Annotated in this window: 17 protein-coding genes; 1 reads left to right on the plus strand and 16 read right to left on the minus strand. The window is 69.5% G+C overall.

Going from position 1 to position 10,470, the window contains the following annotated elements; translation table 11 throughout:
- Positions 1 to 127 precede the first annotated feature (127 nt).
- From BJZ21_RS20460 to BJZ21_RS20520, 13 genes are all read right to left on the minus strand, one after another.
- On the minus strand, positions 128 to 454 hold the full coding sequence (locus BJZ21_RS20460; protein ID WP_179665389.1) for a hypothetical protein: 327 nt from the start codon (positions 452 to 454) through the stop codon (positions 128 to 130).
- Entirely contained in the window at positions 451 to 792 is a 342-nt protein-coding gene (locus tag BJZ21_RS20465) for a hypothetical protein (protein WP_179665390.1), read from the minus strand. Before BJZ21_RS20465 ends, BJZ21_RS20460 begins: the two co-directional genes overlap by 4 nt.
- Before the next feature lie 54 nt (positions 793 to 846).
- Complete coding sequence (locus BJZ21_RS20470) at positions 847 to 1,269, minus strand: hypothetical protein (protein ID WP_179665391.1); 423 nt, start codon at positions 1,267 to 1,269, stop codon at positions 847 to 849.
- 28 nt (positions 1,270 to 1,297) lie between these two features.
- Positions 1,298 to 1,570, minus strand: a complete 273-nt coding sequence (locus BJZ21_RS20475) for a hypothetical protein (RefSeq protein ID WP_179665392.1) — start codon at positions 1,568 to 1,570, stop codon at positions 1,298 to 1,300.
- Positions 1,567 to 1,944 carry a hypothetical protein gene (locus tag BJZ21_RS20480; RefSeq protein ID WP_179665393.1) on the minus strand — a complete coding sequence of 126 codons (378 nt, stop codon included), beginning with the start codon at positions 1,942 to 1,944 and terminating at the stop codon, positions 1,567 to 1,569. Before BJZ21_RS20480 ends, BJZ21_RS20475 begins: the two co-directional genes overlap by 4 nt.
- Positions 1,941 to 2,285: a hypothetical protein gene (locus BJZ21_RS20485; RefSeq protein WP_179665394.1), complete on the minus strand. Its 345-nt coding sequence runs from the start codon at positions 2,283 to 2,285 to the stop codon at positions 1,941 to 1,943. The genes BJZ21_RS20480 and BJZ21_RS20485 overlap by 4 nt, the downstream gene beginning before the upstream one ends.
- A gap of 78 nt (positions 2,286 to 2,363) precedes the next feature.
- Positions 2,364 to 2,606: a hypothetical protein gene (locus BJZ21_RS20490; RefSeq protein ID WP_179665395.1), complete on the minus strand. Its 243-nt coding sequence runs from the start codon at positions 2,604 to 2,606 to the stop codon at positions 2,364 to 2,366.
- Positions 2,607 to 2,684: 78 nt separating this feature from the next.
- Complete coding sequence (locus BJZ21_RS20495; protein ID WP_179665396.1) at positions 2,685 to 3,917, minus strand: phage major capsid protein; 1,233 nt, start codon at positions 3,915 to 3,917, stop codon at positions 2,685 to 2,687.
- A 142-nt stretch (positions 3,918 to 4,059) separates the two neighbouring features.
- Positions 4,060 to 4,725 carry an HK97 family phage prohead protease gene (locus tag BJZ21_RS20500; RefSeq protein ID WP_179665397.1) on the minus strand — a complete coding sequence of 222 codons (666 nt, stop codon included), beginning with the start codon at positions 4,723 to 4,725 and terminating at the stop codon, positions 4,060 to 4,062.
- Positions 4,722 to 5,864, minus strand: a complete 1,143-nt coding sequence (locus BJZ21_RS20505; protein ID WP_179665398.1) for a phage portal protein — start codon at positions 5,862 to 5,864, stop codon at positions 4,722 to 4,724. Before BJZ21_RS20505 ends, BJZ21_RS20500 begins: the two co-directional genes overlap by 4 nt.
- The gene (locus BJZ21_RS20510; RefSeq protein WP_179665411.1) at positions 5,846 to 7,087 is read right to left on the minus strand and encodes a hypothetical protein; all 1,242 of its coding nucleotides are present in this window, start codon (positions 7,085 to 7,087) and stop codon (positions 5,846 to 5,848) included. Before BJZ21_RS20510 ends, BJZ21_RS20505 begins: the two co-directional genes overlap by 19 nt.
- Positions 7,088 to 7,487: 400 nt before the next feature.
- Positions 7,488 to 7,760 (minus strand): hypothetical protein, encoded by a 273-nt coding sequence (locus tag BJZ21_RS20515; protein WP_179665412.1) that lies wholly within the window; start codon positions 7,758 to 7,760, stop codon positions 7,488 to 7,490.
- A gap of 273 nt (positions 7,761 to 8,033) precedes the next feature.
- Positions 8,034 to 8,303 carry a hypothetical protein gene (locus BJZ21_RS20520; RefSeq protein WP_179665401.1) on the minus strand — a complete coding sequence of 90 codons (270 nt, stop codon included), beginning with the start codon at positions 8,301 to 8,303 and terminating at the stop codon, positions 8,034 to 8,036.
- A 42-nt stretch (positions 8,304 to 8,345) separates the two neighbouring features.
- Here BJZ21_RS20520 and BJZ21_RS20525 point away from each other — a divergent pair, with 42 nt between their 5' ends.
- Positions 8,346 to 8,639, plus strand: a complete 294-nt coding sequence (locus tag BJZ21_RS20525) for a hypothetical protein (protein WP_179665402.1) — start codon at positions 8,346 to 8,348, stop codon at positions 8,637 to 8,639.
- Positions 8,640 to 8,732: 93 nt separating this feature from the next.
- Here the strand turns inward: BJZ21_RS20525 and BJZ21_RS20530 are convergent, their stop codons facing one another.
- The 3 genes from BJZ21_RS20530 to BJZ21_RS20540 all read right to left on the minus strand — a co-directional run.
- On the minus strand, positions 8,733 to 9,434 hold the full coding sequence (locus BJZ21_RS20530; RefSeq protein ID WP_179665403.1) for a hypothetical protein: 702 nt from the start codon (positions 9,432 to 9,434) through the stop codon (positions 8,733 to 8,735).
- Entirely contained in the window at positions 9,431 to 9,868 is a 438-nt protein-coding gene (locus tag BJZ21_RS20535) for a hypothetical protein (RefSeq protein WP_179665404.1), read from the minus strand. The genes BJZ21_RS20530 and BJZ21_RS20535 overlap by 4 nt, the downstream gene beginning before the upstream one ends.
- Before the next feature lie 239 nt (positions 9,869 to 10,107).
- On the minus strand, positions 10,108 to 10,470 hold a 363-nt coding region (locus BJZ21_RS20540), incomplete at its 5' end, for a hypothetical protein (protein WP_218851574.1).

The following is a 10,470-nucleotide window of genomic DNA, read 5'->3' on the forward strand; positions in this document are numbered from 1 at the left end:
CACCAGCCCTTCTCGCGTAGCTTCTCGGTCATCCGAACGAACGCATCCCGCTCGAGGCGAGACAGCGCCATGTACACCTCGGGGGGCTGGCGCGTCAGATAGCACCAGGACCCCATGTCCTCCGCCCTCAGTCGGCGGAGGAGTCGCCTTCCCCCGCCGGAGTCTCCGGCTCGTCCGGATCGACCTCTTCAACGTCGTCGGGGAAGAAGTCGCTGACCTGGGCGAGGGTGAGCCCCATGACGTGCCGGTAGGCCTTGCCCTTCGCGTCCTTGATCTCCTGGGCATCGAGGTCACGGCCGACCACGACCATGGCCAGGGCCCGCAGGCCGGTGGACGGCTTCGTGGTGAGCAGCACGTCGGGCATGGCGCCGAAGCGCGCCTCGATCTCCTGCTCGTCGTAGCCGGTGAGCGACTCCAGAACTTCGCTGGTGCCCATGGTGCTCTTCTCGATCATCTGAGTCCTCGTCTCGTGATCTGTGCGTTGATTTCCTGTTCGAGCCGCTTCAGGGCGAACGGCTGCCACGCCTTGTCGGCGCGCTGCATGAACCCGTTGGCGGCGATGTGGTGCTTGGCCCACCCGTAGTTGATGGGGCCGGCGTAGGGCACCGAGGCCCGGCCGGCGGCCACGTGGGCCGACGACCGGGCTCTGTTGCCTCGCACATCGCCGGCGAGAGTGCCCGAGCGGTGCGGGGCGTAACTGGACGCGAGGCGGGCGCCCTCGGCGGCGATGGTGGAGAAGGCGTCCTTGAGGTCGTTGACCTCCAGACCGATCTCGAGCAGCGCCCGGACCACGGCCGAGAGGCCCGTGACCCGGACGCCGCCCGATGGCATGGCTCAGACGACCGATCAGACGCCGGTGTCCATGGTCGGCTTCGCGGTGAACTCCCACTCGAAGTCGACCGTGAACTTCGCGGTGGCCGAGGCGTTGGCCTCGCCGCCGAGCAGGTCGCCGTCGGGCTCGGTGATGATCACGTTGCCCGTGAACGTCGGCTGGGTCACCGACGCCGCCGCGCCGCCGTTCGGGGCGATGATGGCCGCGACCGTCTCCCCGGCGTGGTTCCAGATGTAGTCCCAGATCGAGCCGGTCTCCATGTTCTGGCTGGCCGTGCCGGTCAGCTTGTAGACCCGGGAGCCGCCAGCGGCGGCGTCGGCGAAGCTGGTGAAGTCGGAGTCCCCCGCGCCGGAGGTGATCCGGCAGTTGGACACCTGGACGGTCACGTCCGTCGCGGCGAGCTTGAGCGTGAGGGAGCGGGTTCCGAGGGCAGCCATGGCGTGCGCCTTTCTTGAGGTGGGTGTGCTACTTGGCGGTGACGGCGAAGCCGCCCACGTTGTCGGCGCCGTCGACGTGCGCGACGGCGGTGAAGTCGCCCGGTGCGTCCAGGACGAACACGGCGACCTGGTCCGCCCCGACTGGGCGGGCGGAGACGCGGCGGGTTCCGGTCGGGCCGGACACCTCGAACACGACAGGCGCGTCGGTGCTGACCTTCAGCTCCCACAGCGACCCGACCCGGCGGGCCTTCGGCGTCCGCGGCGCGGGCTTCTTCTCGGCCCGCTCGGTCGTGTCGGTCATGATGCCTCCAGCTGGATCTCGGTCTGGGTGGTGATGGCCACGGCGATGTAGGCCTGGCCACTGAGCTCGATGGAGCCGGGCCGGCCGACCTCGAAGAGGCCGACCAGATCAGCGATGACGAACAGGACGCCCTCGACCAGGCCGTCTAGCTCGTCGGCGCGCTGCTCGTTCACGCCTGGGCCCGCGACCACCACGATCTGGTGGTGCACGATCACCCCGCCGAACGCCGCCCCCTCCAGCGAGATGTAGGGCTCGGCCGGGGCCACGTAGACCATCGGCGGCTGAGCGATCTCGGGGACGGTGCTGAAGGCGAAGTAGCCGGCAGCGGTCAGCGCGTCCTTGAGCTCGGTGCGCTTGGCGACCAGGGCGCTCACGCGAACCCCATGTCGGTGATCCAGCGGCTCAGCAGGCCGTAAGCGGGGCGCAGAGGGTCGGCGCCGATCCGCACCGGCACAGAGGCGCCGCCGTCAGGGGTGCTGAACTGCTGGGTGAGCACACCGTTCGGGGCACGGCGCTGGTTGAACAGCTCGACCGCGACCGCGAGCCAAGCCTTCTCGGCAATCACGGTCGGCAGGTCGGTCAGGTAGGTGGCGCCGGCGTACTGCTTGAGCAGCTCATTGGCGACGCTCACGCAGTTGCTGAGGACCGTATCGCTGACCGTCGCGGCCGGGACGTTGTTGAGCTCGGCGCGCAACTGGGTGGCGTCGACAGCCATGGCCCGGTCCTTCCTTCGAAGTTGGTTGGCGCTGCCGCCCGTCGACGAGGACGACGGACGGCAGCGCGTCCTTGGCGATCAGCCCTTCTTGGCCGGGGTGGCCTTCTTGGCGGTCTTCTCGCGGGTCTCGACGTTCCCGCCTGGGGCCGGCCGGGTCTCGACCTTCGGGGCGTCCTTGCTGCCGCCGGACGCCTGCTCGACGTGGCCGGCGGAGATCATGCCCTTGGCGACGTGGTCAGGCAGATCGATGGTCTTGCCGACTGCCGGCCAGGGGGCGCCGTTGTAGAGCCCCGTCTGGGCGACCTTGATGCGGACCTTCATGTGCTCTCTCCTTCGACGCTCAGTGGTCGGCGGGGGACGGCCGCCCAAGGTCTAGCCCTGGGCGGCCGTCACCTCAGGTCACGCCGCCGGGGTGGCGAGGTGCTTGACCGCGTTGGGGTCGATCGCGACCGAGCCCGTGCGGACGATGCCGCGGAACTTGGTCTGGTCGTTCTCGAAGCCCGCGTCGGTGGACCGCTCGAAGCGCAGGCCGCCCGCGATGCGGACGTACAGCGCCGACCAGTCACCGAAGAAGATGGGCTTCTTCGAGGCGGCGAACCCGTCGAACTCGGGGACGATCTTCACCGGCTTGCCGAGAACCATGTCCGGGTCGCCGGCGACCAGGGCCGGCTGCCACACAGGCTCGCCGGTCGAGGTCTTCAGCTTGCGGACCACGGCCGCGGCCTGGTCGTTCATGCCGAACATGGCGCCGGTCCGGTAGGCCGGGAGCACCGAGTGGAACAGGTCGATCAGCAGGTCGGAGCCCTGGCCAGCGGTGTCCTGCGAACCGAGGTTGGTCAGGACACCGGCCGGGCTGGTCACACCGGCGGTGGTGAACCCGGAGGCAGCAGCGGCGGCCGCGATGGCGGCGACCTTGTTGCCCAGGCGGCGTCCGGCGTTCCGGGCCAGGTAGCCCTCGAGGTCGAACGTGGCGTCCTGGATCAGCTCGTTCGGCACGTTGGTGATGAAGCCGTACTTGCTGACCGAGAGGTCCACCGTGGTGATGGTGGAGTCGGACTCGACGACCGGGTCGTTCGGGTTCAGGACGGCGCCGTCGACGTCGGCGTGCGCGGTCGCCTTCGGCATCGGGATGGTGTTGCCATCCGAGGTGTCGAACAGCGTCACGCCGGCCTGCAGCAGCTCGGAGGCCGCCAGGGCGTACTCCCACAGCTGGCCGTAGACGCCGGCCTTGCCCAGGCCGCCGGCGCCGGACATGTCGCGGCTCTCCTCGGCGCGGCGGCTCTCGGTGAGCCGGGTCAGGAGGCCCCGGACGGCCGGGATGTCGTAGGCGCCGCGGCTCTCGTCGCGGGCCCACTTCGCGAACTCGGACTCGGCGTCGTTGCCGCGCTCCTCGGGCTCGCGGCCGGTGACCTTGCGGAAGGAGTCCTCGAGCTCTTTCGCGCGGGTCTCGCCGTCGATGATCGACTGCGCCCGCGTGGCGAGGGCGTCCACCTCGGCGTTCATCGCGTCGAACTTGGACTGCTCCTCGCTCGAGAGGTCGCGGCCCTCCTGCACGGCGCCGCTGGCGAGGTTCTGCATGTCCTTGACGAGCGCCGCGCGGCGCTCCATGAGCTGGTCTGCCACGGAGGTCATGGCTGATCCCCTTTCCGGGACGAAGTTGGTTGGTGCTGGTCATCCCGGTGGGGTCGCCCTGCCGGATGCGCCGTGCCCCGGCGCTGGGGTGGTGCTGCTGCCCGACGCGGGTGGGTTCGTCCTGCCCGCGCGTAGGCAGTGGTCAGTGCTTGGCCTTGAGGGGGCTGAGGTCGACGGCCTTCGCCGCGGCCAAGGCGACGGCGGCCGAACGCTTCACCGGAGCGCCCCTGTCGGTGCGCTTGAAGAACTTGGTCAGCTCGTTGTGCTGGGCGAGCGAGCGGACCTCCTCCGGCGCAGCGTCGAACTTCTGGGCGAGGTGGCGCAGGGCGACGGAGGTGTCCTCGTAGGCCGGGGTGTTGACCGGTGCGACGTCCATGAGCCGGCCGGAGACCAGCGTGCGGAGTGGGAACCCCTGGTCGGTCGTCGTCCACTCCTCCTCGAACACCATGAAGGCGAACGAGGACTGGGCGACGTCGCCGCGCTGCACGAGCTCGTACACGTCGCCCCTGGCCGAGGGGAGGTCGACCTGGTAGTCGAGGCCGACGTCGTCGACCCCGAGCCGCAGGGTGCCGGCTTGGGTGGTGCCGAGCAGCATGTTGTCGTCGTGGTTGTAGCGGGCCACGACGCCGGGCCAGTTGTCGCCGCGGGACTTGTTGAAGAAGTTCGGGGCGATGCGCTCGACGAAGCCGCCGAGGTTCTGGGAGAACCGCTCGAACTTGGCGGCGTACCCACCGATGGTCAGGGCCTTGTCGGAGCCGGCACGGACCTCGACCCGCACCGACGTGAAACGACGCTCGGCGTCGGTCATGGCTGTTCCTTTCGTGTGTTCGGCTCCTGCTTGGGCGCAGGGACGTTGTGGCGGTCGCCGCCGGCCACTGGCGGGCGGTCCTCGAGCGCCCTGGCCTCGTCCACCGACAGGCGCCCGTCGGCGATCTGGGCGCCCGTGATCTCGGTGCGGGTCTTGATGTCGACGCGCATGGTGGCGTCGACGTTGAACTTCACGTACTGCCGGTTGGGCAGGAGCCTGGCGAGGGCGTTCTCGACCCGGACCAGGTAGGGCCGCATGTCCGATGCGCGGCGGATCTGCCGCAGCTCCTCGGTCTGGTAGGTCAGCGAGTTCGGGGCCGCGCCGCCGAGCTCGACCGGGTCGATCCCGTAGATCGCCGCGATCTGTGTGGCGGTCAGCTTCAGCGTGTCGATGAACTGCAGGTGGTTCGGGGGGATCTCGGGGGCCGTCAGGTCCCAGTCCTTGCCGGTGACGAACGGCTTGCCGAGCGCCAGGCGGGAGGTCAGTCGGTCGCTGACCTTCTCGGCGGCCGCGGCGTCGAGGAGCCGCTCGCTGTTGCGGAGCACCATCGGCGGGAGGCCGCCGCCGCGCTTCATGTCCGCGTATTCCTGGGCCGAGAGACCGGCGCAGGTGATCGAGGCGTAGTGCTCGATCGGGGACATCGCGATCCGCTTCCCCGACGGCACCAGCCATGGGATGTGCACGACGTTCGCGAACGGCACCGGGGCACCGAAGACGTACCACCGCTGCGCGGCTTCGCTCCACTCCCAGTCCCCGCGCTGCAGCCAGGTGACCGCGAGCGGGTAGCCCCAGCCGTCGACATCGCTGACCCAGCCGACGGCGTTGCCGTGCACCGCGAGCCCGTAGAGCGCCTGCCCGATCCACTGGTCGACGCCGATCCCGCCCGGCTCCTCGAGCCGGCTCAGGAGGCGAGGGAGCGGCATCTGGATGCGCTCGGCCTCGGACAGCTTGCGGTAGGAGTCCAACGGCAGTGTGGACCCGTAGTCGACGATGTGGCGGATCGCCGCGAAGACGGGGCCGAGGCGCGTAGCCCTGGTCTCGTTCGGCTGACGCGTGAAGCCGTCGGCGTCAACCCAGGACTGCATGGACCGCTGCTCGGTGCGGCCGCGGAAGAACAGGCTCACCGCGTCGACCGCCATGACACGAGCAGGGCGACCGCGCCGACGACGAGGAGAGCGGCCGGCGGCCACACGAACCAGGCGAAGCCGGCCAGGCAGGCAACGCCCAGGAGGTCGAGCGCGGTGGTCAGCATCGCTGCCTCCTTCACAGAATCGAGTCGAGCACGTCGTAGACGGGTGCGTTGTCGGCGGTCCAGCGGGCGATGGCGACTCCCTCGAGGGAGGAGATGTCGCCGGACTTCCGGGCGAACACCCGCCGCTCTCCGACCTTGCGCCAGCCGGCGGCGTCGACCGCCGTGTTGAGGTCGTCGTAGTCGCCGTGGGGTGACCGTGCCCTGCTCCACGGCCGTCCGGAGGTCGGAGCAGGACTGGACGAAGTCGTCGAGCCCCAGATACGTCAGCTGAACGCCCGCGTCCTCGAGGGCCGGGATCAGGAACGACGCCGGACCCTTCTTGTCGATCCCGACGGGGACGCCGCGCTCCACCTGGATGCGCTTGACCTCAGCGACGAACCGCTCGGCGTCAACGTCAGCTCGACACCTGAGCACCGACCCGAGGTGGTGCTTCCCGTCGTTGCCGACGGCGGCGCCGAGCGACAGCCACGTCTGGTCAAGGTCGGCCGCGATCCCGAGGGCGAGCGGCTCCCCGACCGGCTCCAGCGGCGTCTCGCCGTCCTCGCCGTAGCCGATGAAGCACCGCGACCAGGCGCCGGCAGTGAAGATCCCCAGGCCGCCAACCCGGTCCCAGATCCCCAGGCCCTCGCGCAGGAACGACTCCATCCCAAGGAGCCGCTTCATGCGCAACATGGCTCGGGCCGGCGTGCGGTGCGGGAACGAAGGGTTCGCCTTCGCCCACTGCTCCCGATCGGCGGGGTCCGCGTCCTCGTCGGCGCTGAACTCGACGTACAGGTAGTCCCCGGACTCACCCGAGAGCGCCTCGTGCCGCATGTTGAGGAACACGTCTGACGGATCGGTCGGCTTGGGCGGCGTGCCGATGAAGAACACCAGCGGGTTCGGGTGTGTGTTCGTCGCCGGGATCATGTCGTCCAGCGCCGACTGGGTGAGGATCTGCCCCTCGTCGAACACGATCACGGCAACCTTCTGGAAGCCACGGCCGAAACCCCGCTCGCGGGCGCCGAACAGGATCCGGGAGCCGTTGCGGAACTTGATGACCCCGTTGCCGCCCGGGTTCGTCGCCGAGACGATGTGCGGCCGCAGCTTGGGCTGCTCCACCATCGTCTTCATCGACTGGAACGTCTCGTTCGCGGTCGGGTAGCGGTGAGCCGTCCAGAGCACCAGCGTGCCCGGGTTCGCCAGGCACAGCGCGAAGATGATCGCGCCGATCAGGTAGGTCTTGCCCGACCTGCCGGGAGATCGACAGGACGACCGCCTCGGCCGCGTAGAGGTGGTCCTTCCGCTTACCGAGGATCGCCTTGCCGGCGCCGTCCTGCCAGGGGTCGAAGGTGATCCCGACCTGGAGGCAGGTATCCCGCACCGCCGGCCAGCCGGTAGAGACGATGTCCTTCGGCAGGACTACGTACCGCGCTGCCTCAGAGAGCGTTGGGGTCGAAGTTGTCATCTGGCGTGTCCATGGCCTTACCGATGGCGTCATCGCCCTCGGCCGACTCGACCGCCTTGATCTCCTTCACGATGTTCGCAGGCGGAGGGTCAGCGCGGCGAGCTCGCGCTTCGGGCAGTCGGGATCGGTGATCGCCTCGGCGATTCGGTCGCGCATCGCCTCGAGCAGGTCTCGCTCGGTCCGTTCTTCGCCGCGTCGGCAACCGACATAGCGACCTTCGCCTTCGGCTTCGGCGCTGCCTTCGGCTTCGGCGCTGCCTTCGGCTTCGGCGCTGCCTTCGGCCTTCGGCGCTGCCTTCGGCTTCGGCGCTGCCTCGGGCTTCGGCGGCCAGCGCGGCAATCGGCGTTGCAGTACTTCCGGTTGGGCCGGGCGTCCTTCGGCAGCGGGGTCGAGCAGAACGCGCAGCGTCGGCGTCGGGCTGCCATGAGTCTCAGAACCTCCCCGGATCGGTCGAAAGTGGCCCGGAGCGGGCCGACGTGCTGCAGACCTTCGGCCGTCGATGGGCTTGGCGGAAAACGCGTGTGTGTGCAGCGAGACTGCGGCGGTCTCTGCGACCTCCCTACCCAAAGAATCGAAGGCCTGTTCGAATCCCTGAAGGACTCGACCGTCGGGTCACAGCACGAGACGGCGGACTCGCGCTGCGCGCATCCGGTTGCCGCGGCTCGCCGCCTCCGAGAGGTTGCACCCGAGATGCGATGGGCCGAGGATCACGGTCCCGGTCTGGTCGTGGCTGATCGAGGCTCGATCGAGCGGTGAGATGTCGCGGCTCGAGCGCTTGCACTCCGACTCGACGCAGACCAGCCACTGGCCGGCGGCCTGTGCTCGTCGAAGCTGCTGGTAGGCGGCGCGGTACTCCGGCGTGCGGTGCTGGGCCTTGGCCATCTTTGCCTGACACCTCGCTCCGGCGGGGCTACCTTGGTCGGCGTGAAGAAGCTCGGGTTGCCCGCTGTCGTCGTCATGGCCCTGCTGCTCGCCAGCTGCGGTGGCGGCGGCGATGGTGGGCCGAGCGCCAAGGACCGTCAGCGGGCCCAGGACTTATGCGCGAGCGCGGGGCAGTACCTCGGGCGGGGCATGGACCTGGACCGGTACCAGAACCCCGACGGCTACCGTCTCTGCGTCAAGGATGCGGCCAAGGTCGCGGACTGCCTGGACACACCGGCCAAGTCGATGGGCGATGCGTGGGTGCCGGAGAACTGCGACAACGACGGCTACAACTGACCGCGACCCCAAGCCCTGTGCGGGTTCTGGGGTCGCGAAACTGGTCGACGCCAGTGTGCCCGACGGGGCCGGTGTGGTCAAGCGGTGGCGTCATTACTCGCCTTCCGGCGTGTCGGCCTCCTGCTCGGCGTTCTCGATGCGGATGTGCTCGGCCAGTAGTCCGATCTGCGTGCGGTCCCAGACCGAGCGACACTCGACGCAGAAGCCGGCCTGGAGTTCGAGGTTGATGCGCAGGCCGCCGCGGTGCTCGCAGACCGGGCAGGTACTGAAGGGTCGGTAGGCGGGCGTGTCCCAGCCGGTGATGATCCGGGCTTGGTGCCACCAGCGGCGGACGTCGTGCTCGATGTGGTGGGCCGAGCAGCACCAGGCGCCGTTCTCGTCGCGGTGTCCGCGGGGGCGGTCGCAGCGGTGGGTGTCGCGGAGGCCGTTGAGCCGCAGGAGGCGGGCGAGGGTCCCTGAGCCGGCGACCGTGCGTTGGGTGCGGTGGTCGATGGTGTCGGCTGGGATGACGCCTCCGAGGCGGTCGATCCACTCCCCTGCTTCGTCGTCGATGAGCATGAGGGTGTCGAGCGCTTCGATGCGTGCTGCGGGCTTGGAGACGGGGCCGCTGCCGGATTCGGCGCCGGTGCGGGCTGGGGTGGCGCCGAGCAGCTGGTGGACGAGGGCGGGGACGCGGGTGTGGTGTCGTCGTGACCAGCGGGTTCCGCCGAGGTCGACGGCGTACTCCTCGGTGTGGGTGTGTGGCCGGGTCAGCTCGGCCATCATCGTGTGGATGTCGGGCTCGTCGGTGGTCACTGGGTCTCCGGGGTGTGGTGGGCGTGGTCGCGGAGTTCGCCGACGATGGCGGCGACTTGGTCGCGGGGTAGGCCGCGGCTGGGGCGGGCGGTGGTTGCGGGTCCGTCGGCGCCGATCTGGTCGGCGCGGCAGGAGGGGCAGACGCCGGCTTTGAGTGCGGTGCTGTGGGTGCGGCAGTACTGGGCCCGGGTGGCGAGTTGTTCGAGTGCTGGTTCGCGCCAGTAGGTGGGGTTGGTGACGACGACGCTGGGGGTGTGGGCGGTGCGGTCTTCGGCGCCTCGGGTGAAGGCTCGGATGACTTCGACGAGCTGGCGTTGGTTGACGCGTGCGATGGCGGCGTGGATGCCGGGGATGTCCCAGCGTCGTGCGCCGTGGGGGCGGCAGTCGGCGATGAGTGGGGCGAGCCAGTCGGCTTGCTGGCGGGAGACGCTCATCGGGACTGGTCCATCCATGACCTGGGGCACGGCGGCAGCCCGTGGGTTATCCACAGGCCCGGGTCGCGAAGCCTCGCGCGGACCAGTGAGGGTCATGGATGGGTGACCACCGTCTTCCCTTCCCTCACTCCCTTGTTCCCGTTGTTCCCTTGTTCCGGGGGTGAGTGCTCAGTGAGTCCTCCGTGCGCGAGTCAGTGAGTCCGACAGTGAGTCCGTGCGCGTCTGGGGTGAGTCGGTCATCACCACAGCCCGTCCGGCTCATGGATCGGGCACGGCGGGAGCTTGCTCTTCGTCGGCCGGTTGATCTTCTGGGTGGGCTCGGAACTTGGGCGTGTGCATGTAACGGACGCCGGCGACGACGTAGCGGCACAGCGCGGGGTCGTCGTTGGGCTTGAGCTTGGGCCGGGGACGCCCATGAGGTCGAGCCAGCCGGTCATCTTCTTCTCGGTGACGTCGCGGTCGAGCGGGAAGCACTCGGCCAGGACGAGGCGGGGGTCGTCGACGCCGCGGCCGGAGTCGTCGAGGTACATCGAGAGGTAGTGCCAGGCGAGGCGGACCTCGCGGGGCCACGAGGCGAGCGTGAGCGACTTGGGCGCCTCGGC

The sequence above is a fragment of the Nocardioides panaciterrulae genome, assembly GCF_013409645.1.
Taxonomy (GTDB): Bacteria; Actinomycetota; Actinomycetes; order Propionibacteriales; family Nocardioidaceae; genus Nocardioides; species Nocardioides panaciterrulae.